Raw genomic sequence first — 25,737 nt, 5'->3', positions numbered from 1 at the left:
TCGCCTCCCAGCTGTAGAGTCCCCTCTAGGTTCTCTACGCGCTCACGGCTCTTCCACCGAGCAGGCGTTTAAGACATAAGGCGGCGGCTTTGGATGTTCTATCCAAAGCCGCCGCCTTGATATTTTTATGCAGTGTTTTTACGCTGTGTTTTTATGCCAAACCTTTAGAGCTCAGTAATTTCTTCTGCCACCGGGCCGTTGTACTCGGTGGGCAGTTCAGTGGGCACACCGGTTACGATGCTGACAATAGTGTTCAGGACCTGCTGCACGGACTTCTCGCCCACCCACAGGTGCTTGCAACCCTCGAAGGGAATTACCCGAGTACGCGGTACAGCCGCGAAACGCTCACGCGCTGCCGGAGGCTGCAGGTAGTCGTCATGCTCGGGCACCAGCGCGTACAGCGGGTTCGAGATCTTGTTCCACTCGTCCAGCTCAGCCGGGTGCACGCGGTGCAACGGCGGGGAGAGCAGAATGGCGCCGGTGAACTCGTTCGCGTATTCGGGCGCGTACTTGAGCACCAGCTCGGTGCCGAAGGACCAGCCGACCAGCCAGGGGTTCGGCAGGGCACGCTCGCGTACAAACTTCAGGATTGCGTCAAAGTCCTTCTTCTCGGCAAAGCCGCCGTCAAAGACACCTTCGCTGGTGCCGCGAATCGAGGAGGTGCCGCGAGTGTTGAAACGCAGCACCGCGATGTTCGACAGCGCCGGCAGGCGGAAGGAAGCCTTCTTGTACACGTGCGAGTCCATGTAGCCGCCGTGGGTGGGCAGCGGGTGGAAGGTCACCAGGGTTGCCTTGACTTCGCCTTCGGGCAGGGCGAGTTCACCGACGAGGCGCTTGCCGTCCGCGGTGGTGACGGTGAAGTTCTCGCGGCGTGCCGGAAGCACAGTACGTGCCTTAATGGGGGTGGGCTCAGCGGCGGTGCTGAAGACGTAGCGGGCGGGATCGAATTCCTGCTCGCGGGTGATATCGGCGGTGTTGCTCATTGCGTTCCTTCAAGAAATGGATTCGAGAATGTGGTTTTGGTCAAGAATGTAGTCTTAGGCTGCACCTCAAGTGCAGTGTTCAGCCTATTTGCGGCGGGTGCGCCAGCAATGCTGATGCCAGTGCCTGCGCTCGTCAATGGCGCGGCTACGGCCCATCGTGTGGCTTTCTTGCCACACCACCAGGTGCGCTGTTCTGGGCGGAATCGGGCGGTAGCATTCGGGGCAGGTGTAGGTTTTTTGGGCGTTGACGGCGGGAATGTATTGCACCAGCCAGTCACCGTATCGGTCACGTTCCAATCGGGGCGCAGGGTCGAGGATCCTGCTGATATCACGCCCTGCGGGTGCTTGACGGTGCCACTTATCGCTGGTGGTGCCGGATGCTCGCCTGCCGGGATGATTCTTACGTGCCATGAGCCCTATTCTACCGCGCCGCTCAGCTATCTCTACCTATCGGTCCTGCCGCTGTTCGCTCTACGCTCTTCCACATACTGGCGTGGTACTCATGTTGAGGCGGTACTCCCCCGCTCTGTGCCGTACTTCCCTGCTGTGCCCCGTCCGCGACCTGTACCAAGCTCAGGTTCCCTATCTCATACCCTCACCTGCTAGAGCCAAACACTCGTACCTGCTAGAGTGGACGGATGCGTATTGTCATTGCTGAATGCTCCGTAGATTATGAGGGCCGCCTCCGCGCCCACCTGCCCCGCGCTACCCGCCTGCTGATGGTCAAGAATGACGGCTCCGTCCTCATTCACTCCGACGGCGGTTCCTACAAGCCTCTGAACTGGATGAGCCCTCCCTGCTCCCTGCTGGTGGCTGAGCGTGAGGACGTTCCGCAGAGCATCCGTGAGGACCTAGAGTCCGATGTTCAGCAGCTGTGGACCGTTCAGGCAGCTAAGAGCGATGACCGCCTCATGATTCGCATCTACAAGATTGAGCACGAGCACGCCACCGACCTGGGTGTTGATCCCGGCCTCATCAAGGACGGTGTGGAGGCTGATCTGCAGCGTCTGCTCGCAGAGCAGATCCACACTCTCGGTGAGGGCTATTCGCTGGTGCGCCGCGAGTACCCGACCGCTATCGGTCCGGTAGACATCATGGCGAAGGATGCGCACGGCGTCTCCGTGGCGGTTGAGCTCAAGCGTGTGGGCGATATTGACGGTGTGGAGCAGCTGACCCGTTACCTGGAGTTGCTCAACCGTGACCCGCTGCTGGCACCGGTGCGCGGCGTATTTGCGGCACAGACGATTAAGCCGCAGGCACGTACCCTGGCTGAGGACCGCGGTATCCGCTGCGTGAGCCTGGACTACGATGCGATGCGCGGCGTGGACGACTCCGCTGACCGTCTGTTCTAGCTGACCGTCTGTTCTAAACGGCTCTAGGCTAAGCAGCTGCACATAGCTTGAGGGGCGCCTCCCGACCATGGGAGGCGCCCCTTTTCAGCCCATCATCTTTCTGCCCGCGCTCTTTCGGCGCACGCGTTCTTTCTGTGCACACTCTCGTTCTGCGTAAACAATCTACCCCCGGATACACCAATCGCCGGTGCCCCTCCCCTTTCAGGGTGGAACACCGGCGAGGTGTACACAGTGGCTAATTCCCGCTGAGGGGAACCAGCTTTAGATCTGTGCGTGCTTTGCAACGATGGTCACGTGATCGTTCGAGACGGTCAAGAAACCTGCGTTGAGGATGGTCTTAATGGGCTCACCATCAACGGGTTCAATGAGCAGCTCGCCGTCCTGTGCCAGCAGCGTGCAGGTGGGGATCATGCCCGGCAGGATGCCGAGGTCACCGCTGACGGAGCGTGCACGAACGTACTTCGCTTCGCCAGTCCACACGACGCGTTCGCGGGAAACAACTTCAACTTTCAGAGCCATGATTACTTAGCTCCAGTCTGTGCCTTGATTTCCTCGTAGCGGCGCATAACGTCGTCCATACCACCAATGTTGTAGAACGCCTGCTCGGGGATGTGGTCGACATCGCCGTTGCAGATCATCTGGAAGGACTCGATGGTGTCCTTCAGCGGAACGGTCGAACCCTCGACACCGGTGAACTGCTTTGCAGTGTAGGTGTTCTGGGAGAGGAACTGCTCGATACGACGTGCACGTGCCACGACGATCTTCTGCTCCTCGGAGAGCTCGTCCACACCCAGAATCGCGATGATGTCCTGCAGTTCCTTGTTTTCCTGCAGAATAGCCTTCACACGAATTGCGGTGTCGTAGTGCTCCTGACCGATGTACTGTGCGTCCAGAATTCGGGAGGTGGAGGACAGCGGGTCAATTGCCGGGTACAGACCGCGCGATGCGATTTCACGAGAGAGCTCGGTGGTCGCATCCAGGTGCGCGAAGGTGGTTGCCGGCGCCGGGTCGGTGTAGTCATCCGCAGGCACGTAAATTGCCTGCATGGAGGTGATGGAGTGACCGCGGGTGGAGGTAATACGCTCCTGCAGCAGACCCATTTCGTCCGCCAGGTTCGGCTGGTAACCCACTGCGGAGGGCATGCGGCCCAGCAGGGTGGAAACCTCAGAACCTGCCTGAGTGAAACGGAAGATGTTGTCGATGAACAGCAGCACGTCCTGGTTCTGAACATCGCGGAAGTACTCCGCCATGGTCAGACCGGTCAGTGCCACGCGCAGACGGGTTCCCGGGGGCTCATCCATCTGGCCGAACACAAGAGCGGTGTCCTTCAGAACGCCTGCTTCTTCCATTTCGACCCACAGGTCGTTACCCTCACGGGTACGCTCGCCAACACCGGTGAACACGGAGGTACCACCGAAGTTACGAGCCACACGGGTAATCATTTCCTGGATCAGCACGGTCTTACCCACGCCTGCACCACCGAACAGACCAATCTTACCGCCCTTGATGTAGGGGGTCAGAAGGTCGATGGACTTAATACCAGTCTCCAGCATTTCGGTGGAGCCTTCCAGCTCTGCGAAGCCGGGAGCGGCACGGTGGATCGGCCAGTAGGTGTCAGCCTTGATCTCGGAGTTCGGCACGTCGAGTGCGTCACCGAGAACGTTGAAGATGTGGCCCTTCACGCCGTCACCAACGGGGACGGAGATCGGTGCGCCGGTGTCGACTACAGCCTGACCGCGGACCAGGCCGTCAGTCTGCTGCAGGGAGATAGCGCGAACGATCGAGTCGCCCAGGTGCTGTGCGGTCTCGAAGGTGATGGTGCGGGTGCGACCGTCGAGGGTCAGCTCGGTGGTCAGAGCGTTGTAAATCTCGGGGACCTGACCGGCGGGGAACTCGACGTCGACCACGGGGCCGATGACGCGGGCAATACGACCCGTTGCGCCCTGAGTCGGTGCGGAGACCGATTCGTTGTAGGTGGCAGTCATATTTCTCACTTACTTAGAAAGTTTGGACAGTTGATGGCTTCGTTGGCGTACAAGTACTAGGAGCCGAGGGCGTCTGCGCCGCCCACGATTTCGGAGAGCTCCTGAGTAATTTCCGCCTGACGTGCGTTGTTCATCAAACGGGTGTACTTGGTAATCAGCGTCTCAGCGTTGTCACCTGCGGTCTTCATCGCGCGCTGGCGGGATGCCAGCTCACTTGCTGCTGCCTGCAGGAGGCAGGAGAAGATACGCGATGCAATGTAGCGCGGCAACAGCGCGTTGAGCACTTCCTCGGCGGAGGGCTCGAACTCGAAGGATGCCGCCTGCTCGTACTCAGCCTTGGTCAGTTCCTGGTCGGGAACGATTTCCTCGCCCATAGCCTTTGCGTCACCCACGTGGATGGGCAGCAGGCGCAGGATCTTGGGTTCCTGAACAACCATCGACTTGAACTCGGTGTATACGATGTGCAGTTCGTCCACGCCGCCCTCTTCGAAGGGCAGGTCGTAGGCTTCGAGCAGCGCGTCACGAATTTCGACGGCAGTTTCAACACGAGGTGCATCGGTGTGCCCCTCCCACGCACGGGCGTAGGGGCGCTCACGGAACTCGAAGTAAGCCTTTGCCTTACGGCCAACCAGGTACAGCTGTACCTCCTGGCCGTTAGAGCGCAGCCTCTCAATCAGAGATTCGGTACGACGCAGGATAGCGGAGGAGTACGAACCTGCCAGACCGCGGTCACTGGTAACAACCAGGATTGCGGAGCGACGGTGTTCGTAGGTTCCGAACTCGTGCGGCTTGTGAATCAGCGGGTGCTTAATACCGTGCTGAGTCGCAACCGCAGTCACCACGCGGGTCAGAGCGTTCGCGTAAGGGCCGGCTGCCTGAGCAGCGTTACGAGCCTTGTTAATGCGGGAGGTCGCGATCATCTCCATCGCCTTGAAGATCTTCTTCATAGACGACGTCGAAGCAATCTTCTGTCGGTAAACCCTAATCTGGGCTCCCATAGAGCTTCCTTTCTCCTTGCTTTCTGCCCCGCCCCAGCCTCATAGCTGAGGCGGGGAGAAGGCGAGGACTAATCGCTAACCGATGGTTTCCTGAGTGATGTCGCTATCGCGAGCTGCCTTGTGCTCCTCGTGACCTGCGTCGACGAGGTGGCTGCTGCCCTCAGACTTGAAACCCTGCTTGAAGTCAGTAACTGCGGACTTCAGAGCTGCAACGGTGTCATCCTCAAGCTTGCCGGAGGAAGCGATATCGGTCAGTACCGAGGTCTTGTGACGCAGGTACTCGATGAAGCCTTCCTCGAAGCGCAGCACGTCGGAAACCTCAATGTCGTCGAGGTGACCGGAGGTACCAGCCCAAATGGAGACAACCTGCTCTTCAACTGCGTACGGGGTGTACTGCGGCTGACGCAGCAGCTCGGTCAGGCGAGAACCGCGGGTCAGCTGTGCCTTGGTAGCGTCGTCCAGGTCGGATGCGAACATTGCGAACGCTTCCATTGCACGGTACTGTGCCAGCTCCAGCTTCAGGGTACCGGAGACCTTCTTCATAGCCTTGGTCTGTGCGGCACCACCAACACGGGAGACGGAGATACCGACGTCGACTGCCGGACGCTGGTTAGCGTTGAACAGGTCGGACTGCAGGAAGATCTGGCCGTCAGTAATGGAGATGACGTTGGTCGGAATGAAGGCGGAAACGTCGTTTGCCTTGGTCTCAATGATCGGGAAGCCGGTCATCGAGCCTGCGCCCAGGTCGTCAGAGAGCTTAGCGCAACGCTCCAGCAGGCGGGAGTGCAGGTAGAAGACGTCACCGGGGTATGCTTCACGTCCCGGCGGGCGGCGCAGCAGCAGGGACACAGCGCGGTATGCTTCTGCCTGCTTCGACAGGTCGTCGAAGATGATGAGGACGTGCTTGCCACCGTACATCCAGTGCTGGCCGATAGCCGAACCGGTGTAGGGTGCCAGGTACTTGAAGCCTGCTGCGTCGGATGCGGGAGATGCCACGATGGTGGTGTACTCCAGCGCGCCGCGAGTCTCAAGGGTGTGGCGGACAGCTGCAATGGTGGATGCCTTCTGGCCAACAGCCACGTAGATGCATCGAACCTGCTTGTTGGGGTCACCCGAAGCCCAGTTGTCCTTCTGGTTCAGAATGGTGTCGATCGCAATAGCGGTCTTACCGGTCTGGCGGTCACCAATGATCAGCTGACGCTGACCGCGACCAATCGGAATCATCGAGTCGATTGCCTTCAGACCGGTCTGCAGCGGCTCGTGAACCGACTTACGCTGGGTCACGCCGGGAGCCTGCAGCTCCAGTGCGCGGCGACCTTCAGCCTCAATGGGGCCCAGGTCATCGATCGGGTTACCCAGGGGGTCAACAACGCGACCGAGGTACGCGTCGCCAACGGGCACCGAGAGGACCTCACCGGTGCGGTGTACGACCTGGCCCTCTTCAATACCGGTGAAGTCACCCAGGACGATCACACCAATATTGCGGGTATCCAGGTTCTGTGCGAGGCCGAGGGTGCCGTCTTCGAAACGAAGCAGCTCATTCGCCATAACCGAGGGAAGGCCCTCGACACGAGCGATACCGTCGGAGGCCGATACAACTCGACCCACCTCAACACGTTCTGCATTGCCGGGTTCGTAAGACGCTGCAAACTCGTTCAGCGCATTACGGACATCTTCGGCATTGATGGTCAGTTCGGCCATCTTGTGTCCCTGCTCTCTCATTGTGGTTGCGTTCCGTCAACGGAACCAACCGAAACTTGCAATTCGGGTTGAACGGGCGGGCAATGCCGCCGCTTCTGCGAAGGAGGCATCTGCCACGCACCCGCTACCCGAGGTATCTTCTAAATCACCGTTGCGACGAACGGTTCAGCGTCGCTAGCTTGAGCCGCTAGCCGATGGAACGAGCCAGGTCGGACATGCGGGTCTCGACGGTACCGTCGATCACCTCGTCGCCCACCTGAACACGCAGACCGCCCAGAACGGCGGGGTCCACCGAAACGTCGAGCTTCAGCTCACGGCCGTACACGGCGTTGAGCGTGCGACCGAGACGTTCAAGCTGTGCCTGCGACAGCGCAATCGCGCTAGTTACTCGCGCAATGTAACGGTTCTGTCGCGTGACGATGATTTCTGCGAACTCATCGGCTACCCGTGCAGCGTGACGGCCGCGGGGGTTGGAGCCAACTCGTTCGAGCAGAAGCACACCTTCGGCGGTGGTGGCGGGGCCACCGAGCGCCACGGCGAGCTTCTTCTTTGCTTCTTTGCTTGCCTGATGGTCGGACAGCGCTTCCTGCGCCTGAGCGTTGGAATCAACGGTACGCACAAAGGTGAGTAGTTCGTTGAGTACCTCGTCCAGGGCGTCCACGCCACCGCGAGACTGAGCCGATGCGGTCACGGCGAGCACTGCTGCACGCTCCAGGGCATTCGCCAGATCAGCATCATCGGACCAGCGCTGAGCCACCGCACTGGTGAGCACAGCCATAGCCTGAGAAGAGATCTTGCCGCCGAAGACGGTGTTAGCGATACCCTGACGTGCTGCTGCATCACGCGAAGAATCGGTGACAGCACGGCGCAGGGTGCCGTTGTGGTCGAGAACATCAACCACAGCGAAAAGCTCGCTCGCCAGGTTCAGGGGCTGCAGGGAAGCGTGAGCTTCCAGCACCTCTTCCACCTTGCTCAGTGATTCAGTAGATACTCCTGCCATTACCGAGCCGCACCTGCGTTCTGCTTCTCGGTTTCAAGGTCAGCAAGAAAACGATCTACCACACGGGCCGATCGCTCATCATCGTTGAGGGCTTCGCCCACAATCTTGCCGGCAAGGGTCGTAGCAAGAGTGCCAACCTCGGAACGGAGGGACACTGCTGCTGCCGCACGCTCTGCCTCGATAGCCTTTGCTGCATTATCGCTAATGCGCTGAGCCTCAGCGGTTGCACGCTCGCGAGCATCGGCAATGATTGCCTCGCCCTCTGCGCGTGCCTCTTCACGAATCTTCTGAGCCTCCAGTCGAGCGCTTTCGAGCTGCTGGGTGTACTCATCGCGAGCCGCTGCAGCCTCTGCCTGTGCCTTCTCGGCCTTGGCAAGGCCACCTTCGATTGCTTCCTTACGGTCCTGGTAGATCTTCTCGAACGCCGGGACAACGTACTTAGCAACGATGTAGTAGAGGATCAGGAATCCGATGAGGGTAATGACAATTTCCCCGACGTCGGGAATCAGGGGGTTCGAAGTTGCCTCCGCTCCCCCTTCGCTTGCCAGATAAATCATGGAGGGAATCCTGTTCTATGGGATGGGTCGTTTAGGATGTGGCAGAGCCGGTTACTTGATGAAGACGAGAACCAGGCCCAGAATTGCCAGCGCCTCGACCAGTGCGAAGCCCAGGAACAGCATGGGCTGCAGGGTCTTCTGGGACTCGGGCTGACGAGCAACGCTGGTCATGTATGCCGCGAAGATCAGACCCACGCCGATGCCGCCGCCAATAGCTGCCAGACCGTAGCCAACCGCAGTGATGGAACCAACCATTATTTTTCCTTTCAACAGTGTTCGACCGGGAACATACCCGGACCGAACAGAGTTTGATTTGAGTTAATAGCCCGCACAGTGAACGTGTGGGTTGCTTTATTCACGCCCAATGACGAACGCGAAAACCTAAAAAACTAGAGAGTTTAGTGTCCCTCGGAAACCGAGCCCTGCAGGTACACAGCCAGCAGCAGAGCGAACACATAAGCCTGGATGCACTGAATCATGAATTCCAGGAAGTACAGGAACAGGCCCAGAGCACCGGGAGCAATAGCAGCCAGGTAGCCGATACCACCCAGGGTCTCAACCATGTAGGTCACCATGCTGGATGCAACCATCAGCGCCAGGTGACCACCGAACATGGTCGCGAAGAGACGTAGCGCGTGAGTTGCGGGACGAATCAGCAGGTTCGAGAAGAACTCGATCGGGATCAGGATGGGGTAAATCCACACCGGCAGACCCGAGGGCATGGTGATGTCCTTGAAGAAGCCGCCCAGGCCCTTGCGCTTGATACCAACGCCAACCCAGGTCAGGTACGCTACGCCAGCCAGCGCGTAGGCGCTACCGGGGTGCGAGAAGGTGGGCAACTGAACAAACGGAATCGAACCGTAGAGGTTGTTCACCAGAACGAAGAAGAAGGAGGCGAACAGAATCGGCACGAACGGCTTGTAGTGCTGTACGCCCAGGGTTTCCTTACCGAGGGAGTTACGAGCAAACATGTAGCCGGACTCAGCGATGAACTGAGTCTTGCCGGGAACCATGGCGCGCTTACGTGCTGCGGTGAGGAAGAAGACCGCGATAATCACCACGGACAGCAGAATCAGTACGTTCTGCTTACCGAAAGCGAAATCACCAATGGTGAAGAAGGGTGGCAGATGCATGTCTTCGGGGGTCGGCGGCACATAGGCTTCCGCGAGGATCAACCCGTTCTCGATCAAAGCAAGTCCTTTCTTGCTACTAGTGGCTATCAAGAGCCCATGTCTGCCTATAAACGACTGACATGCTAACTACATGGATGAATGTGTGACCTGGCGGTCCGCGTTCAATGACCTAACGGTCTTTATTCTGCCTGGTCATGTGGGTAAAGACGAGGGTCAAACCTCCAATAGCGCCAATCAAGACGCCAACCCACACCAGCCAGGTGGTGGAGAAGACCAGGTCACCGAGGTAACCGATGCCTCCCCACACTGCTACACCGATGATCAGATAGAGAATCGACATGACTGCACCGGAGAGACCTCCGTCAGACACCAATTCTCCGGTGGTGCGGAGCTTTTTATCTCCGTCCCACCACTTCTTCTCTTCGGCCAAACGTTTTTCCTTTCAAACACCGATCGTGTTACCGACCATGGTCTTCCGAGTCGGTGTCGAAGTACAAAATTCTCAGTCGTGCGATGCTAACTGTTTCAATAACAATCCACAGAATCACGCCGGTACATGCGCCTGCGAGAGTCCAACCGTGCCTCAGATTCTCGGGGAACGGCACAAACATCAATACCAGACCGAGCAGAGCAATCTTCACGAGGTAGCTCACCACCAGCGATTTGGGTACACCCCAGTCGAAAATGGGAGCAACCAACATAACCAATACGCCCAGAGTGAAGCATATATAGATTATCAGAAAGCCCAATGTTATTCCTAGCGCGCCCACGGGGCCCGCAAACAGGTACGCACTCATCATACCGCCCAACCAAGCCAGCAGAGAGTAAGCCGATACCCTGTAGAACAAAAATTTCCAGGAAAGCTCTTGACTCTCGAAAGAAGAGGCCTTCAAACCTGCTTGAGCACGCTCTCGGCGGTGTTTCTGCTGCTTCTTGCGCTCCGCCGGCGGATACCACAGAACGTCCACCACGCGCCTCCAGAGAGGCTCTGCAGGAGCCTGAGATTTAGGCTGCTCAGAAGCCATTAGTGTTTCTCCCCACGGTTGCGATGAGAAGAAGGCTGAACAGAGGAGCGAGCAGCAGAAGAGCTATCTGCACGGTCTTTCACGGAATCCGGCATGATCGGCTCCGGATGCAGCGAGGTCGGCTCTACGTTCTCAGGAGTCGCCGGAACGCCAGTCGCCGAGGTCAAAGAGCCGGTAGCAGGCTCTGCAGTTGCCGACTTCGCCTTCGGCGCCGAACCCTTCGAATCCGCCGCAAAGCGCTTCGACAGGTCAATCGCAGAAGTAGGTGCCTCACCGCCAAAGAGCTGCGGCATACGCAGGTACACCACCAGCACGGCAAGAGCCACAAGAACCACACCAACAGCCGCCAGCACGGCGCCCGAAGCAAACAAATCAGAGGCAAACGCCAGCAGCACCCACACCAGAATGGTCGTACCGGTCACCACGGCGGTCGAACCAAGGTGGCTGAAACCAACATCCGTCAGACGCTGATAAGTGTGAGTACGGTGCGGCTTGTACCACTGCTCCCCCGCCATAAAACGACGGAACAGAGTCGTACCCGCGTCCGCCAGATACGTCATCAGCGGAGCAAAAGCCAACAGGAACGGAACATCCGCAAACCACGCGCCCACAGCCAACGTGCCCAGCGCCGCGCCCAAAACATAAGAACCCGCATCGCCCAAAAACACGTTCTTACCAGGGCGCACATTCCACGGCAGGAACGCCGCAAAAGCACCGGCAACAGCCACACCAGCCAAAGCCAGCCACGGAAGGTTCACCATCCAACCGGTCAGCGCATACGCCAAACCAGCCACCAGACCGTGAGCACCAGAAATACCGTTAATGCCGTCCATAAAATTCGCCACGTTAATGTAGCCGGCAACAAAAATCGCGCCCAGAATCAGCAGCAGAATGTTCGTGCCCTGCACCGTCGCAAAGCTCACGCTCACCAGTACGCCAATCACCAGCTGCAGGCCCGCACGACGCACAATGCTCACGCCGCGAATATCCTCAAGCCAGCCCAGGGCAAGAGCACACAGAATCGCCGCGGCAATCGTCACCGCCAGCTGCAAAGACTCAGCAGAACGGTACGTCCAGCCGAACAGGGTAGCCGCCACAAACGCCACAAAGGTCGCAGCCGCAGTCGCCAAACCCATACCGCGGTAGGTCGGAGCAGTATGCGAAGAACGCTCATTAGGAACATCCACCATGTTGTAGCGGTGCAAAATCGGGCGCACCGCAAACGGCAAAAGGGCACCCAAAACAAAAGCAAGAGCAAAAATGCTCAACAGCTCAGAAAAGGAGGTCATACCAGCTCCAAGGCATTGGCGCCGCTCCCCTGGACGCAAGCTCCAGAATTGCAGCTAAGGGACGATGTGTGCGTAGTGTGTGTGTGTTTACTTCGTATTCTATAGAACTCTTCAGTAGCCCGGGACTAAACATTACAGATTCTCTCCATACGTTCTGCATATTCTGCGTCCTGAAATGTTCTACACCCGAGAAAGAGAAAACACCGGATACCGCACCCGCCACGCAAGTGCAGCATCCGATGTCATTCCCTAAAGATTAGAACGTCTGCGCATCCGCCAAAGTACGCGGATCAGGGGCACGCTCCAGGCCATGACGCTCATAGCCACTGTGCTCCCGATAGTTCTGAATCCACAGCTCATAATCGAGCTCATCAGGGTCAAGCGCCGGAGCACTCGACCGGGAAATATACCGGTTCTCCTCACTAGGTACCAGCTTCTCGGTACCGCCGAAGAGAGCCTCATCCAGCTTCTCACCCTTGCGAAGACCAATCTCCTTGATCTCCACGTCATACCGCTCATACGCCTGGCGCATCGCCTTCGCAACGTCCAGGATCTTGACCGGCTGACCCATATCCAGCACCATGACCTCACCCGGGCGACCAATCGCACCGGCAAGCATCACCAGCAAGCAGGCATCGGTAATCAGCATGAAGTAACGGGTCGCGCGCTTATCCGTCAGGGTAATCGGACCACCCGAGAGGATCTGCTTCGTAAAGAGCGGCTTAATCGAACCGCGCGAACCAAACACGTTGCCAAAACGAACCGACACGTAGGTGTTGCCGGTCTTCTCACCAAAGTACGCAGTCAGACGCTCCGCCACACGCTTGGACTGACCCAGCGCAGTCTTCGGATCCGCAGCCTTATCGGTCGACACGTTCACGAAGGTCTTCACGCCCACCGCCTCCGCGGCACGCAGCACGTTCAAAGTGCCCAGGGAGTTCGTCTTCCACGCCTCCTGCGGGTACGCCTCCAGCGCCGACACATGCTTCAACGCCGCAGCGTGGAACACCACCTCGGGGCGACGCTCACGGAAAATCTCCAGCAGGTTATCGCCCTCACGAATATCAGCCAGAATGATGCGGTCATCGTCCAGGCTCGACTCGTGAGTAATCGAAACCTTCGTTTCCATCAGCAGAGTCTCATCATGATCAAGCATCATGAGGGTCTCCGGCTCAAACTCGCTAATCTGACGGCACAGCTCAGAACCAATCGAACCGCCCGCACCCGTAACCAGTACACGCTTACCGTGCAGGTACGAACGCAGAATATCGCGGTCAATATCGTAGTTAATCTCGCCACGAATCACGCGCATCAGGTCGTTATCGCTCGCGGTAATCAGACGCTCGCCCATCAGTCGAGCATTCGCGCTACTAATACGCTGAACCTCAACCTTAAGCTTACGCATGCGGTTGCAGAAGGACTCGAAGTAATCCTCCGACATATCCGAAATCGTCACCAGAATCTTACGGGTACCCGACTCACGAATCACCTGCTCCAGCTCACGGTAAGTCGTAATCACCGAAATGCCGTGGAACTTCGTACCAGCCTTCAACTGGTCATCATCGAAGACCGCAACCGGGCGAAGCTTCGCCTCCTCATCGTGCAGCATCGAATCCATGACCATGCCGCCAATAAAGCCGGCACCGTACACAATCACTGGCTCGCCCGTCAGCTCACGCACAGCACCGCGCTCAGTGTACACACGCTTCGCCATGCGAGCGCCCGCCATCATAATCAAGCTAAATGCCGCCGCAATCGCAGGCACACTATGCGGAATATGCGGCAGACCCAACAGCTCATCCACAAAGGAGAAAGCAGTCAACGCCGCACCCGCACTCAAAGCAGCCGCGCCGGCACGCCAGGACTCGTCAAACGAACCGTACGAATACACGCCGTTATAAATCTTCACGCCCGCCAAACCAACGACCAGGTGCAACACCACAGCCAAAGTAGCGGTCATCGTCAATGACGCCGGGTGAATAATATCGAACACCGAGCCGTTGCTGAGCAGCACACTATAGCGGAGCATGTACGCGAACAAAACCGACAGAACCCAGGCACTCGAATCAATCAGCGCCTGCGCAATCAGCCACCATGGCTTACGCTCATACAGGCGGTTCACCAGCATCGTGCCAGAGTCACCCTCCGTCACCATCGTGCCGCGCTGAGCAGCCTTCTGCATCACCACATGAGCGTGAGGTTTCAACTGAGCCACTACATGCCTCCTTCAGATGCGGTGCCAGAAGAACGAGAAGAAGAACGAGCCGTCAACGACGACAACGCACGAAACGCCGAACGGCGCGCCTGCTCAGGAACAAAACGGTACACACTCCGCACCGCCATATTCTGAGCCCACTGAAGCTTAGAAATACCGTGACCGGTGTACAGTCGACGCTGAATCGCCACATCCTGCAACCAGGCGTCCACTCCCCCGCGCTTCGTGTACGCGCCCGCACCCACGCGGTAACGCACCAGAGCCTCAGGGATATTACCCAGACGATAGCCGGCATCGCGCAGACGCATCCACAGCCACCAATCCTCAGCGCCGGGCACGAACTCGTAACCGCCCAGCTGCTGCACGGCACTCTTCACGAACGCCACGGACGGGTGATAAATCGGGTTACGCGAATCCATCGCGCTGAGCAGACGCGCAGAATCAACAATCGCCTCGCGGGTCGACTCCACCGCAGTATTGCCCTCATTCACCTCAAGCATGGCGGAGCCCAGCACCGTGTAGCCACCCTGCACCAGGGCAGGAATCAGACGCGCAAAACGAGTCGGCTCGGACAGGTCATCAGAATCAGCACGAGCCACCAGCTCGTAGGTGCACGCCTGCAGACCGGCATTCAGCGCCTCCGCCAAACCAACATTCTGAGCCAGCTCCACCATCTGAATCGGCGGGCAATCCAGATCCTCGGCACGCTGAACCCAGCGGTTCACCACGGCATCCAGCTCGGGGGTCAGCGGACCGTCCTTCACCAAAACCAGCTCGGAAGGACGCACCGTCTGTTGCAACAGATTCGACTCCAAGGCCTGATCCAAGTAGGCGGGGTTCTCCTTCGCATACACGCTCATCAGCACCGAGAAATCGGGTGCGGAGCTCACGCAACCGCGCGCCTTCTCAGAATCAGCGGGGCTTTCAACGGATGCAGGCACGCCGTAGCGGCCGGGGAAAGTCAGCGGGTAAATGCCCTCAAGCACCTGAGCATTCGGGCGAGGCGCACGCAAACCATCACGCACACCATTCAGGAAATACCCCAGGTAGGTGCGGCGGTCATCAGTACGCAGAACAGTAGAAATCCACAGGCGCGTCGACGAGCCACCGTAGAGCAGCTTCTCCAGCGGGTTCAGGGTACGCGAACGGGTAAAGACCCACAGCTTATTACGCACATCGTTATAGAAACGCGGGCCCGGGTCAGCGTTCGTCGTGCCAAAAGTCTTCGTGTGGTGCTTAGCCACCGAGGAAGGTACCGCAATGCCGTCACGGTGATGAATCAGACGAGTCGAAAATTCGAAGTCATCATTCCAAATGAAGAACTCAGCAATCGGCAAACCACCATTACGGCGAATAGCCTGCGCGTCCATCAGAATCGACACGAACGAGGCGCTACGAATCGGGCGGGCACCCACCGCCTGCGCACGAGCATGACGCTGCTCCCCCGCCGCAAACATCGTGCGCGGAGTGTTCATCGGGTGGTCCTCGCCGTTCGTCCACACCACACGAGAGGCCACCACCGCGGGGCGCTGCGAAGGCACCGGCGAATAGTTCAGCCAGGCGGCAACCGCCTCCGACAGGGTGTTCTCGGTTGGCTCGGTGTCATCATCCATAACCCACACCAGGTCCGGGTTGTGGCGTTCCAGGGCACGGTCAATGCCCACCGCAAAGCCGCCAGCACCACCCATGTTCTTCTCCAGGCGGATGCAATCCACCGGCAGCTCATAGTCCAGGGTGCGCAGATACTCGGCAGTACCGTCCGTGGAGGCGTTATCAACAATCACCACCGCCGCAGGCACACGCTCACCAGAAGCGATACCAGCGAGGGTCTTCGGCAGCAGGTCCTCACGGTTATAGGTCACCACCACGGCAACCGTGCGGGGATACTCGTTCAAAGAATCAGGAGAAGAAGACTGTTCGGAAGAAGGCTGTTGGGAAGAAGGCTGGGCAAAAGCGGTCACGTCGCTGTACTTTTCTGCCATAAGTTCTCCCTCCACGGCGCGATGCGCCTGAATCAGCCGGTACGCGATATAGCCATCCCGTGCTAGGCGCTTCTGGTGTTTCTCGCGCCCGCGGCATTCAACCGTGTGGATATATCACTCAAAGAAAATATTCTACCTGCGGTCTCCACTAGAGAGTGAACCACCACCCCAAAAGACGCACTTTATGACAAATAAACAACCGAATTCAGTTGATTTATCCGCATAGCGGACGTACCGGCACACCCAGTTTTGGGTATCCATCAAGCTACCAGCTTCACAGCCTGTGTTTGCGCTGTGCACCCCGTGCGAAAAAACGACCAGAGACCGAATAAAACCCCACAAATTCCCCATAAACTGTTCAAATATGGGAAAGTTGAAATGACCCCATTTTTCCCCGCAATGTACGCGGGCTCGTGAGAGGTAAAAGAGATGTCCGAATCCAAGTGGAAAGTCATTGGCGCCAGCGGCTTCGTTGGTTCCTCCATCGTCGCGCGTCTAAACGCAGAAGGTATCAGCGTCGACCCCATTGAGGCACCTCGACTCGCAACCCGAGCCCTCGACGTAGACAGCATCATCGACGAAGCAGACCAGCTTGAAGGCATCATCGACTCCCTCGCAGAAGCCTTCGCAGGCGCGCAGGTCGTCGTCAACGCTGCGGGCCTCGCAGCGCCCAATATGCAGGATCTACCTCCGCTCGTCGGCGCAAACGCCCTGCTTCCCGCCGTGATTGCCATCGCCGCGCAGCGCACAGGCGTGCGCCGCGTCATCCACCTCTCCTCCGCAGCGGTACAGGGCCCGCGCCTCGTGCTGGATGATTCCGAAGAGACCAACCCGTTCAGCGCCTACTCCTTCTCCAAGGCGCTCGGCGAAGAAGCACTGCTCGATCTGCAGGACTACTTCCTCGACGAACACCCCGAAAGCGCACCCGAACTGTGCATCCTTCGCGCAACCAGCGTGCAGGGCCGAGGCCGACGCACCACCGAACTCTTCGCCAAGATAGCCTCCTCCCCCTTCGCATCCGTTGCGGGTGCAGGCACCGGCAAGTCCCCGGTCTCCAGCGTGCAAGCCCTCGCAGAATTCGTAGTCATGCTCGGCACCTTCCCCGGCGAACTACCCGCCATCGTGCTACAGCCCTGGGAAGGCGCAACCGTCGCCTCCGCATCCGTGGATGCTGGTCGCCGCCACCCGCACCGCCTGCCCGAGTGGCTCTGCCGCGCGGCCGTCAAGGCGGGCTACACCGTCTCCGAACTAATGAACGACAAGTTCGCAGGATCCGTACGTAAGGTCGAGGTCATGTGGTTCGGCCAGGGCATCGACGACTCCTGGGCACGTGACAACAACCTTCTGCCCACCCCGCGCGTGCGTGAAGTACTGCGCAACGCCCACACCGCGCTGGGTAAGAAGAAGGACCGCCGCTTCGAGAAGAACTAGGTAGCGCGCGTGCTCTCCTAAAGGTGCACGACCTGAGGCAGGCAGCCTGATGTATGCAGCCTAGGGGCGCATAACCTAGAGGACTCATAACGAAAGGGAACCCCCGATATATCTGAACGATATATCGGGGGTTCCCTATACGTTTTTATGCTCCGAGATTTATACCCGAGCGCTATAACCCGCAGAGGTTTAGAGGTGGTCCTCCGGGGCATCCTTCTGCTCGGTCTTTGCCTCAGCTTCAGTCTTGGTAGCCTCAGTCTTAGCGTCTTCAGCCTTAGCTTCTGCCGGCTTAGCCTCGCTCTGAGCGGGTGCACTCTGAGCGGCAGTCTCAATCTTCGACTCGCCAAAGACCAGCGCGCGAGCAGTATCAGCAGGAACCGGGTGGGTCTGCGGCTCATCCGCACGAACCGGCTTCGGAGTGTTGTCACGGTAGCCGCGCGAACGCTCCTGATCCACGCCAGTGCTGAAAGCAGAAGACAGAGCCGAAGTAGCGCCCAGCAGAGACGCAGCGACAGAACCGGCAACCGGTGCCGAAGCGCGACGAGCAGGCTCACCGCTCACAGTGTGGGTGCTGTCCCACTGCTCGTACGCCTCATCCAGGTCAGCCTGCTCATCCAGAGCACGCTCAGAAGGAGTCGACTCAGACGGCGCAGAAGAAGCAGTCTCAGCTTCCTCAACCTTACGAGCTGCCTGCTCGTCAGCCTCCGCACGAGTCAGAATGGTCGGAACGACCTCACGCAGCTCCTCCACTGAAATTGCGCCCTCACGAACCACCACGTAGGGGAAGGAGGTGCAATCCAGAATCGTCGACGGTGCCGGGTCACGCTCAGTCACCACAACCACGCCGTCCTCATTCGGCTCAGACTCAAGCGGCTTAGGACGAGCGCCACCATCAATCACCACGGCGACATCCTCACCCAGCGAATCCATGGCGGTCTGCGCATCCAGTGCGGCTTCCTGACCGGTCTTGTTCGCGCTCGAAACCGCCAGCGGACCGTGCTCAGTCAGCAGCTTCAGGGCGAACTCATCATCGGGAACACGCACGGCAACAGTACCGCGGGTCTCACCCAAATCCCAGCTCAGTGACGGGTACGCGTGAAGAATCATAGTCAGCGCGCCGGGCCAGAAGCGACCACCCAGATCGTAAATATCGTTCGGAACGTCGTCGACCACGCCAGCGAGCGCAGCAAGATCAAAGATCAGCACGGGCGGCGGCATGGTGCGGTCGCGGCCCTTATCTGCCAGCAGCTTGGCAACGCCCTGATGCGAGAAAGCATCGGCGGCAATACCGTAGACGGTATCGGTGGGCATCACAATCGTGTCGTGCGCCTTCAGCGCCTCGCGGGCAGCTTCAATGGCCTCGCGGGTCTCAGTTTCAGTCGTTACGGGGTACAGCTTTGCAGTCACGGGTCTTATTCTCTCATGTTTTTCTGGATGCGGCGAGACACCGGCACCCACAACGCGCCATGTGGAAGCACTCTTCCGGGGGTTCACCGTATTTCGCCGGCTCTGAGCTGGCTACTGAGCTGACTACTGGGGCGGACGCGTTGCCTTCATGCAGCCCGGCACGGGCTAGGTGGTGCATTTACTAGTCTAAAGGCTCTAGTGGGCGCGGTTTATAACCGACGCTATGACGCGGACGATTATTCAGGTCACGCACCGGGTAGCAGTCCTCGAAGCCGACACGTGCCAACAGCTCGGCGACGGCTTCTTCCTGGGTGTCGTCGTGCTCCATGATGAACAGACCGCCGGGGGTAAGAAGTTCGAAGGCGCGGGCGGCAATCGCGGAGGGCATCTGCATGCCGTCCTCTCCCCCGCCGTACAGAGCCATGTCCGGGTCGTGCAGGGCGGCTTCCGGGTCGGCGGGTACGTTCGCCGGCGGAATGTACGGAGGGTTCGAGAGCACCGCGTCGAAGGTTCCGGAAAGTTCGGGCAGGGCGGTGAGGGCGTCCCCCTGAACCAGGTGTACGCCGAGCGGCTCCAGGTTCTTACGGGTGTAGGGGATGGCGTCTTCGGAGAGTTCCACCGCGAACACTTGGGCGTTCGGCAGTTCGCTCTTAATTGCCGCCGCGATAGCCCCGGAGCCGGTGCACAGGTCGACGATGCGCAGCTGACCGGTTGTCGAATCGGTGCGTGCGGTCAGCACCTTGAGGGCTTCTTCGACGAGCAGTTCCGTCTCGGGGCGGGGTACGAATACGCCCGGTCCGACTGCCAGTTCTAGACGGTAGAAGGGAGCGGAGCCGGTGATGTGTTGCAGCGGTTCACGGCAGACGCGGCGGGCGACCAGCGCCTCGTACTCTGCGACCTGTGCGGGGGTGAGCCGCTCCCCCATGAGCGCGGCGTGCTGTAGGCGCGAGCGCGAACCGTCGTAGAGCAGGTGCGCGGCGAGGAGCTCAGCATCGACGCGGGGGCTGGGTACCTGCGCCAGTGCCGCGGTGGCGCGCGTGAGTACCTGCGCGAGTTCTTCCCCGCGCAGGTCGTGCACATTCACCTTCATGAGCTCTCCTTATGCTCTCTTCTACCTTTAGAAATTATCCCCTTTTAGGAATTGCCCTTGGACATGTCTAAATAGCGGCTACGCTAGCTCGTATTGTTTGCTTTCACAACCGATATTTCCTCGCTAAGTAGCACCTCACAGAGTACCATTCCTCCGATTCCCTAATTAGTCGATGCGGGTAGCTAGTTTCTCAGACCGGACTATCCGTCATCCAAAAGAAGACAATAGAACCCAGCAAACTTTGCATCTGCCGAGGATGGAGGGGCAGCCGTAACAGCCTGTCACGACCACCCCTCCCCTACACGCTATGCGCTACGGGGATATCCCGTAGACGCTCCGCCCTAGTACCAGAGGTCCTCACCCCGATAGTTTGGGTCGCCTCCGCCGCAGTAAGTGCACTCACTATCGCAATAAGCTGCACCGCATGTTTCACCGGGAATTCCGATAGACAGGTACTCGTAAGTTCCCTTTAGATAGGATGCTTCATGCCAAAGAAGAACCTCGAACGGCGTGGTCTCTTTCGTTTCCCGGTGCAGAAGCCCCGCGAGTGACTCCAACCGGTCAACAACCGCACGGGTAGCGGTGCGCATCAGCCAGCTCCGATCGTCTCGTTCCTCGTACCAGGACGGGTAAACCTTGAACGGATCGGACGGGCTAATCCTGTCCGGAGGGGAAACGTCGGTGGATTTGCTGAAGAAGTACCCCGAATCCACCAGCGCCAACACCATGTGAGGTGCCGTAGCATTCAGCAATTCGGAAGGATACGGCTCATCAGCCAGCGGCGGAAAATACCAGCGGAACCAGTAGCTCCTAGCGCTATGCACCCCTTCAAAGAACTCCGGATGGCTCTCCTGAAGCTCCGCATATTCCTTTGAATACTTGAGAGCGTTCAGAGAGTCCGCCACCTCCGGAGTAATCGGTAAGATGTAAGCCACCGCCCCGCCAAAGTTCCACGTCTGCTGATGCCTAGCATCCGGCCAGTGGTTGGAAATCAGCTTCTTCTGCAGATACCTGCCGAGATAAACATAGTTGTGGTCCTTCACCACAACCACGTTCTCGTAGACCACCTTCACAATACGCGGGCCGTCAGAGGTCAGCACATGGTCACCGATACGGCATACGATTTCTCGGCCTTTGCCGTCTCTCGTCATCATGGTGACGGAGGTATGGTCGAGAGTTGCCCCCAGATAAAAAGCGTGCCGGCAGATGACGGGGTACCTAATCTTCTCGCCCTCCCAGTCATAGCAGGTCAAGACAATATCAAGTGGGTCATCTTCCCTCACCTCGCCGGTAAAGACGTACCGATCATCCCAATACTCATAGGGTTGACCAACGCGAGAACGGTTCAGCAACCGTGCCGAGAACTTTGAGCCTTCCACTCCCACGACTTCAAGAACAAGCAGCTCGCGTCCGTCTTTACCATCGTCCAAATCACTAATTTCGACAAGGATTCCATCACCCGGTTGAAGGTCAACAATAACGCCCATATTCTCTGCCTTTCGCTCAATAGCTAACCAAAAATCATCAGTATCTAAATCTCAAAAATTACCGGTGCCGGGCTACGCTGCCCGGCACCCCTAAATCGGCTTCCATCTTTTCTCTATTCGTTTTTCAAAGAACACTGCTACCGGAGGCTCTCACCCGCGATAAACCCCACGGCAACGCTAGCTACACCTCTAGTCTAGGGTGAAGCTTTCAAACACGCGCGGCGTTTGGTCATTCACCGCTCGACGCCCGGTGATAGGCGCAAAAAAGGCGCGCGAGTTCAGCAATCAAGCTAAACTCACGCGCCTATACCGGTCTGCTATCGCAAACCCAAAGCCACTAACAAGTGAAAGTTATACAGAACTACTTCTGTTCCTGGCCCACCTGAGCGAGGCGGTGCGCCTCATCCATTTCAATAGCGGACTGAACCACAGGCTCCAGGTCACCATTCAGTACAGCATCCAGGTTGTACGCCTTGTAGCCGGTACGGTGATCCGCAATGCGGTTCTCTGGGAAATTGTAGGTACGGATACGCTCCGAACGGTCCATGGTACGCACCTGCGAAGCACGGTGCGCCGCGTTCTCAGCGTCAATCTGCTCCTGCTGGTGAGCCAGCAGTCGCGCACGCAGAACGCGCATCGCAGCTTCACGGTTCTGCAGCTGAGACTTCTCATTCTGCATCGCCACCACAATACCGGTCGGCAGGTGGGTAATACGCACCGCCGAGTCAGTGGTGTTCACAGACTGGCCACCGGGGCCCGAAGAACGGTACACGTCAATCTTCAGGTCGTTCTGGTTAATCTCGATTTCCTCGGGCTCATCCACTTCGGGGAACACCAACACACCGGCGGCGGAAGTGTGAATACGGCCCTGAGACTCAGTCGCCGGAACACGCTGCACACGGTGCACACCACCCTCATACTTCAGGTGCGCCCACACGCCCTCAGCCGGCTCATTCGAGGAGCCCTTAATAGCAATCTGGGCATCCTTATAACCGCCCACGTCAGTGCTGGTCGAAGAAATAATCTCAGTCTTCCAGCCCTTGTGCTCGGCGTAACGCATGTACATGCGCAGCAGGTCACCAGCAAACAGAGCCGCCTCGTCACCACCGGCACCAGCCTTCACCTCAAGAATGACGTTACGGCCATCATCCGGGTCACGCGGAATCAGCAGGCGGCGCAGCTTCTCCTGAGCAACCTCCAGCTCCTCCTCCAGACCGGGAATCTCCGCCGCGAAATCCGGATCCTCATCAGCCATCTCGCGAGCAGCCTCAAGGTCATCCTTCAGCGAAGTGTACTTATTGTATGCAGTCACAATACCGGTCAGCTCCGCGTAGCGGCGGCCCACACGGCGTGCCTTACCCTGATTCGCCTGCACGGCGGGGTCAGCCAGCTGATTCTGCAGGTCAGCGTGCTCATCCAGCAGAACCTGAATAGATTCAAACATTCTGTTCTCTCTTCCATCTCCCGCACTTTACGCCGCACGGGCAGGCACTAGACATCTCACACCCCTCACAACGGGGATGCACAAAACGAACGGCTCACGCGCCCCACCCACAATGAGGAGGTGGGGCGCGTGAGATACGAGCCTTAGTCGACCAGACGCAGACCGTTCTTCTGAACCGTCAGAAGGAACTCCACGTTGCTTTCAGTCTTACGCAGCTGGTTGGTCAGAACACCCAGAGCCTGCTCGGGTTCCATACCCGCCAGGGCACGGCGCAGACCCCACATAATCTTGATCTCATCCGGGGAGAGCAGGTTCTCCTCGCGGCGAGTACCAGAAGCATTAATATCAACCGCCGGGAAGATACGCTTATCCGCCAGCTGACGGGACAGGCGCAGCTCCATGTTACCGGTGCCCTTGAACTCTTCGAAGATCACTTCATCCATCTTCGAACCGGTCTCAACCAGCGCGGTAGCCAGAATGGTCAGCGAGCCGCCCTCTTCAATGTTGCGGGCAGCACCGAAGAACTTCTTCGGCGGGTACAGTGCAGCAGAATCCACACCACCGGACAGGATACGACCGGATGCGGGAGCCGCCAGGTTGTATGCGCGGCCCAGGCGGGTCATGGAGTCCAGCAGCACGACCACATCGTAGCCGAGCTCCACCATACGCTTCGCACGCTCAATAGCCAACTCAGCCACAGTGGTGTGATCCTCAGCGGGACGGTCGAAGGTCGAGGCAATAACCTCACCCTTGACGGTGCGCTGCATATCGGTCACTTCTTCAGGACGCTCATCCACCAGGACCATCATCAGGTACACGTCCGGGTTGTTCACAGTAATCGCGTTCGCAATGGACTGCAGCATGAGGGTCTTACCCGCCTTCGGCGGGGACACAATCAGACCACGCTGACCCTTACCGATCGGGGACACCAGGTCCACCACGCGGGTGCCCAGCTTCTTCGGAGTGGTCTCCAGGCGCAGACGCTCCTTGGGGTACAGCGGAGTCAGCTTCGAGAACACGCGGCGGTTCGCTGCTTCCTCAACACTCTGACCGTTAATCGCCTCAACCTGGACCAGGGCGTTGAAACGCTGGCGGCTGTTCGACTCACCCTCACGCGGCACACGAATCGCGCCGAGCACGTGGTCACCCTTACGCAGGTTGTACTTCTTCACCTGAGCCAGGGAGACGTACACGTCGTTGGTGCCGGGCAGGTAGCCGGTGGTACGCACGAAAGCGTAGTTGTCGAGAATGTCCAGAACACCCGAAATCGGTGCCAGCACATCGTCTTCGCTCAGGCGAGGCTCGTTCTCCTCGCGGCGGCGAGCCTGCTTCTCAGCACGCTCAGCCTGACGGTCACGCTTAGAACGGCGCTCAGTACGCTCGGCACGCTCTGCGCGTTCTGCACGCTCAGCAGCCTTACGCTCGGCACGTTCGCTACGCTCAGTGTTGCGCTCTGCACGCTCTGCGTTACGCTCACGCTTAGTGCGACGCTCGGTGCGCTCGCCATCCTGGTCGCGGCGACGCTCACGGGTGCGGGTACGCTTCGAGCTCTTCTCACCGTCGGGGGTGCCAAAAGTCATGTCCAGGGCAGCGTTCAGGCTGTCCAGGCTCGCGGTGCCGTCAGCGGTAGTAGCCTTCAGCTCAGCAGAGTTACCGGGCAGGTCAACCTGCTCCGCACGCTCGCCAATACGCTCAGCAGCCAGCTCAGCGCGCACATCCAGCGGAGGAAGCTCAGCGGGCTTCTCGTCCTTACGGGTGCGGGTGCGGCGGGTACGCTTCTCCGGCTTCTCGTTATTCTCAGTCTTCTCGGACTGCTCAGCCGATGCGTCCTCACCCTCAGCGGCACGGCGAGCGCGCGCACGCTTCTGAGCGGGAGTCTCGTAACGGGAAGAGCGGGTACGCTTCTCAGACTTTTCAGCCTTCTCAGCGCCCTCGGCGGGAGCCTCAGCAGACTCAGCGTTTTCGGTCTTCTCAGCCTTCTCCGCCTTCGCCTCAGCATCCTTCTGGGTGCGAGTACGACGGGTACGGCGAGGCTTAGACTCCTCAGCCTTCTCAGTAGCGGGGGTCTGGGCAGACTCAGCGGGAGTCTCAGCCTTGGGCTCAGCAGGAGCGGCTACGGCGCCACCACGCTGATGCTCCTCAAGAGCCTGAACCAGCTCAGCCTTCTTCAACTTCAGATAGCCGCGGATGCCAAGCTGCTGGGCGAGGACACGCAGCTGCGCGACCTTCAAGTTTGCAAGTTCCGGTGCGGCAGCTGCCGTACCGTACTCATCGGTGACAACAATATTCTTTGCCAACTACAATTCCTTTGGTTATAAGCCCTGAAAATCTTCAGAATAAAGATCGGGCGGGCGCTATAGCGCGGTCAAAGGTTTAGACACTGCCGAAAGAAAACAGCAGTCTGCACCTTCGACTCCCTCGAACCGCGCTGGAGGCGGTTCGCGTCTCTTACCGTACCCGCTGATTCAGACACAGCGAGCACACACGGAAGATAAGGCGCTCTATCACAAATGTGGGCAAGCCCAAACCATCATCTATACAAACCATCTACGCGAGATGAAGAGGATGGATTGGTCACTTTGAAAGGGCACCCGCCGCGAAACCGAACCCTCAGAAAAGTCTTCCCTATGCGTCAGAAATAAAGAAGACGTGAATCCC

22 protein-coding genes are annotated in these 25,737 nt (G+C 58.6%); 2 read left to right on the top strand and 20 right to left on the bottom strand.

Annotation, left to right across the window (positions count from 1 at the left end; genetic code table 11):
- Nucleotides 1–164 precede the first annotated feature (164 nt).
- A complete protein-coding gene (locus tag HMPREF2749_RS03875; RefSeq protein ID WP_049340650.1) occupies nucleotides 165–983 on the bottom strand; it encodes an alpha/beta hydrolase in 819 nt (272 codons plus the stop codon).
- Between the two features lie 84 nt (nucleotides 984–1,067).
- Entirely contained in the window at nucleotides 1,068–1,394 is a 327-nt protein-coding gene (locus HMPREF2749_RS09110; protein WP_080562540.1) for an ATP/GTP-binding protein, read from the bottom strand.
- Nucleotides 1,395–1,621: 227 nt separating this feature from the next.
- Here HMPREF2749_RS09110 and nucS point away from each other — a divergent pair, with 227 nt between their 5' ends.
- Nucleotides 1,622–2,335, top strand: a complete 714-nt coding sequence (gene nucS / locus HMPREF2749_RS03870; protein WP_005506450.1) for an endonuclease NucS — start codon at nucleotides 1,622–1,624, stop codon at nucleotides 2,333–2,335.
- Nucleotides 2,336–2,596: 261 nt separating this feature from the next.
- Here the strand turns inward: nucS and HMPREF2749_RS03865 are convergent, their stop codons facing one another.
- The 13 genes from HMPREF2749_RS03865 to HMPREF2749_RS03805 form a co-directional block, all read right to left on the bottom strand.
- A complete protein-coding gene (locus HMPREF2749_RS03865) occupies nucleotides 2,597–2,854 on the bottom strand; it encodes a F0F1 ATP synthase subunit delta/epsilon (protein WP_049340652.1) in 258 nt (85 codons plus the stop codon).
- 2 nt (nucleotides 2,855–2,856) lie between these two features.
- Entirely contained in the window at nucleotides 2,857–4,320 is a 1,464-nt protein-coding gene (gene atpD, locus HMPREF2749_RS03860) for a F0F1 ATP synthase subunit beta (RefSeq protein ID WP_005507810.1), read from the bottom strand.
- A gap of 56 nt (nucleotides 4,321–4,376) precedes the next feature.
- Entirely contained in the window at nucleotides 4,377–5,318 is a 942-nt protein-coding gene (locus HMPREF2749_RS03855; RefSeq protein WP_049340654.1) for a F0F1 ATP synthase subunit gamma, read from the bottom strand.
- 75 nt (nucleotides 5,319–5,393) lie between these two features.
- Nucleotides 5,394–7,019 (bottom strand): F0F1 ATP synthase subunit alpha, encoded by a 1,626-nt coding sequence (gene atpA / locus HMPREF2749_RS03850; protein ID WP_049340655.1) that lies wholly within the window; start codon nucleotides 7,017–7,019, stop codon nucleotides 5,394–5,396.
- Between the two features lie 187 nt (nucleotides 7,020–7,206).
- On the bottom strand, nucleotides 7,207–8,019 hold the full coding sequence (locus tag HMPREF2749_RS03845) for a F0F1 ATP synthase subunit delta (protein ID WP_049347483.1): 813 nt from the start codon (nucleotides 8,017–8,019) through the stop codon (nucleotides 7,207–7,209).
- On the bottom strand, nucleotides 8,019–8,576 hold the full coding sequence (locus HMPREF2749_RS03840; RefSeq protein WP_049326923.1) for a F0F1 ATP synthase subunit B: 558 nt from the start codon (nucleotides 8,574–8,576) through the stop codon (nucleotides 8,019–8,021). Before HMPREF2749_RS03840 ends, HMPREF2749_RS03845 begins: the two co-directional genes overlap by 1 nt.
- 51 nt (nucleotides 8,577–8,627) lie before the next feature.
- A complete protein-coding gene (atpE, locus tag HMPREF2749_RS03835; protein ID WP_005506461.1) occupies nucleotides 8,628–8,831 on the bottom strand; it encodes an ATP synthase F0 subunit C in 204 nt (67 codons plus the stop codon).
- A 143-nt stretch (nucleotides 8,832–8,974) separates the two neighbouring features.
- Entirely contained in the window at nucleotides 8,975–9,766 is a 792-nt protein-coding gene (atpB, locus tag HMPREF2749_RS03830; protein ID WP_049347485.1) for a F0F1 ATP synthase subunit A, read from the bottom strand.
- Nucleotides 9,767–9,878: 112 nt separating this feature from the next.
- Nucleotides 9,879–10,139 carry a hypothetical protein gene (locus HMPREF2749_RS03825; protein WP_049347487.1) on the bottom strand — a complete coding sequence of 87 codons (261 nt, stop codon included), beginning with the start codon at nucleotides 10,137–10,139 and terminating at the stop codon, nucleotides 9,879–9,881.
- Between the two features lie 28 nt (nucleotides 10,140–10,167).
- Nucleotides 10,168–10,734, bottom strand: a complete 567-nt coding sequence (locus HMPREF2749_RS03820; RefSeq protein ID WP_052265079.1) for a hypothetical protein — start codon at nucleotides 10,732–10,734, stop codon at nucleotides 10,168–10,170.
- Complete coding sequence (locus HMPREF2749_RS03815) at nucleotides 10,734–12,023, bottom strand: MraY family glycosyltransferase (RefSeq protein WP_049358658.1); 1,290 nt, start codon at nucleotides 12,021–12,023, stop codon at nucleotides 10,734–10,736. The genes HMPREF2749_RS03820 and HMPREF2749_RS03815 overlap by 1 nt, the downstream gene beginning before the upstream one ends.
- A 256-nt stretch (nucleotides 12,024–12,279) precedes the next feature.
- Entirely contained in the window at nucleotides 12,280–14,238 is a 1,959-nt protein-coding gene (locus HMPREF2749_RS03810; protein ID WP_049347488.1) for a polysaccharide biosynthesis protein, read from the bottom strand.
- Nucleotides 14,238–16,220 (bottom strand): glycosyltransferase family 2 protein, encoded by a 1,983-nt coding sequence (locus HMPREF2749_RS03805; RefSeq protein ID WP_049350330.1) that lies wholly within the window; start codon nucleotides 16,218–16,220, stop codon nucleotides 14,238–14,240. The genes HMPREF2749_RS03810 and HMPREF2749_RS03805 overlap by 1 nt, the downstream gene beginning before the upstream one ends.
- A 429-nt stretch (nucleotides 16,221–16,649) precedes the next feature.
- On the opposite strand from HMPREF2749_RS03805, the gene HMPREF2749_RS03800 reads away from it, so the two are divergent.
- Nucleotides 16,650–17,651 carry an NAD-dependent epimerase/dehydratase family protein gene (locus HMPREF2749_RS03800; RefSeq protein ID WP_049340669.1) on the top strand — a complete coding sequence of 334 codons (1,002 nt, stop codon included), beginning with the start codon at nucleotides 16,650–16,652 and terminating at the stop codon, nucleotides 17,649–17,651.
- Nucleotides 17,652–17,840: 189 nt separating this feature from the next.
- Here the strand turns inward: HMPREF2749_RS03800 and HMPREF2749_RS03795 are convergent, their stop codons facing one another.
- The 5 genes from HMPREF2749_RS03795 to rho all read right to left on the bottom strand — a co-directional run bounded on the left by HMPREF2749_RS03795 (nucleotide 17,841) and on the right by rho (nucleotide 25,376).
- The gene (locus HMPREF2749_RS03795) at nucleotides 17,841–19,058 is read right to left on the bottom strand and encodes an L-threonylcarbamoyladenylate synthase (protein WP_049340671.1); all 1,218 of its coding nucleotides are present in this window, start codon (nucleotides 19,056–19,058) and stop codon (nucleotides 17,841–17,843) included.
- 181 nt (nucleotides 19,059–19,239) lie between these two features.
- On the bottom strand, nucleotides 19,240–20,148 hold the full coding sequence (gene prmC / locus HMPREF2749_RS03790; protein WP_070593480.1) for a peptide chain release factor N(5)-glutamine methyltransferase: 909 nt from the start codon (nucleotides 20,146–20,148) through the stop codon (nucleotides 19,240–19,242).
- A gap of 341 nt (nucleotides 20,149–20,489) precedes the next feature.
- Nucleotides 20,490–21,635, bottom strand: coding sequence for a hypothetical protein (locus tag HMPREF2749_RS03785; protein ID WP_070593479.1), 1,146 nt, complete (start codon nucleotides 21,633–21,635; stop codon nucleotides 20,490–20,492).
- Nucleotides 21,636–21,996: 361 nt separating this feature from the next.
- Nucleotides 21,997–23,079 (bottom strand): peptide chain release factor 1, encoded by a 1,083-nt coding sequence (prfA, locus tag HMPREF2749_RS03780; RefSeq protein WP_005507792.1) that lies wholly within the window; start codon nucleotides 23,077–23,079, stop codon nucleotides 21,997–21,999.
- Between the two features lie 143 nt (nucleotides 23,080–23,222).
- Nucleotides 23,223–25,376 carry a transcription termination factor Rho gene (gene rho / locus HMPREF2749_RS03775; protein ID WP_070593478.1) on the bottom strand — a complete coding sequence of 718 codons (2,154 nt, stop codon included), beginning with the start codon at nucleotides 25,374–25,376 and terminating at the stop codon, nucleotides 23,223–23,225.
- Nucleotides 25,377–25,737 lie beyond the last annotated feature (361 nt).

This window comes from Rothia sp. HMSC075F09 (assembly GCF_001810515.1).
Taxonomy (GTDB): Bacteria; Actinomycetota; Actinomycetes; order Actinomycetales; family Micrococcaceae; genus Rothia.
The sequence above is the reverse complement of the archived record's forward strand: the minus strand, read 5'-3'. Positions and strand labels throughout refer to the sequence as shown.

Excerpts from the sequence above, each read along its gene's own strand:
- HMPREF2749_RS03875 (WP_049340650.1), bottom strand. The coding sequence starts at position 983 with ATGAGCAACACCGCCGATATCACCCGCGAGCAGGAATTCGATCCCGCC.
- HMPREF2749_RS09110 (WP_080562540.1), bottom strand. The coding sequence starts at position 1,394 with ATGGCACGTAAGAATCATCCCGGCAGGCGAGCATCCGGCACCACCAGC.
- nucS (WP_005506450.1), top strand. The coding sequence starts at position 1,622 with ATGCGTATTGTCATTGCTGAATGCTCCGTAGATTATGAGGGCCGCCTC.
- HMPREF2749_RS03865 (WP_049340652.1), bottom strand. The coding sequence starts at position 2,854 with ATGGCTCTGAAAGTTGAAGTTGTTTCCCGCGAACGCGTCGTGTGGACT.
- atpD (WP_005507810.1), bottom strand. The coding sequence starts at position 4,320 with ATGACTGCCACCTACAACGAATCGGTCTCCGCACCGACTCAGGGCGCA.
- HMPREF2749_RS03855 (WP_049340654.1), bottom strand. The coding sequence starts at position 5,318 with ATGGGAGCCCAGATTAGGGTTTACCGACAGAAGATTGCTTCGACGTCG.
- atpA (WP_049340655.1), bottom strand. The coding sequence starts at position 7,019 with ATGGCCGAACTGACCATCAATGCCGAAGATGTCCGTAATGCGCTGAAC.
- HMPREF2749_RS03845 (WP_049347483.1), bottom strand. The coding sequence starts at position 8,019 with ATGGCAGGAGTATCTACTGAATCACTGAGCAAGGTGGAAGAGGTGCTG.
- HMPREF2749_RS03840 (WP_049326923.1), bottom strand. The coding sequence starts at position 8,576 with ATGATTTATCTGGCAAGCGAAGGGGGAGCGGAGGCAACTTCGAACCCC.
- atpE (WP_005506461.1), bottom strand. The coding sequence starts at position 8,831 with ATGGTTGGTTCCATCACTGCGGTTGGCTACGGTCTGGCAGCTATTGGC.
- HMPREF2749_RS03820 (WP_052265079.1), bottom strand. The coding sequence starts at position 10,734 with ATGGCTTCTGAGCAGCCTAAATCTCAGGCTCCTGCAGAGCCTCTCTGG.
- HMPREF2749_RS03815 (WP_049358658.1), bottom strand. The coding sequence starts at position 12,023 with ATGACCTCCTTTTCTGAGCTGTTGAGCATTTTTGCTCTTGCTTTTGTT.
- HMPREF2749_RS03805 (WP_049350330.1), bottom strand. The coding sequence starts at position 16,220 with ATGGCAGAAAAGTACAGCGACGTGACCGCTTTTGCCCAGCCTTCTTCC.
- HMPREF2749_RS03800 (WP_049340669.1), top strand. The coding sequence starts at position 16,650 with ATGTCCGAATCCAAGTGGAAAGTCATTGGCGCCAGCGGCTTCGTTGGT.
- prmC (WP_070593480.1), bottom strand. The coding sequence starts at position 20,148 with ATGAAGGTGAATGTGCACGACCTGCGCGGGGAAGAACTCGCGCAGGTA.
- HMPREF2749_RS03785 (WP_070593479.1), bottom strand. The coding sequence starts at position 21,635 with ATGGGCGTTATTGTTGACCTTCAACCGGGTGATGGAATCCTTGTCGAA.
- prfA (WP_005507792.1), bottom strand. The coding sequence starts at position 23,079 with ATGTTTGAATCTATTCAGGTTCTGCTGGATGAGCACGCTGACCTGCAG.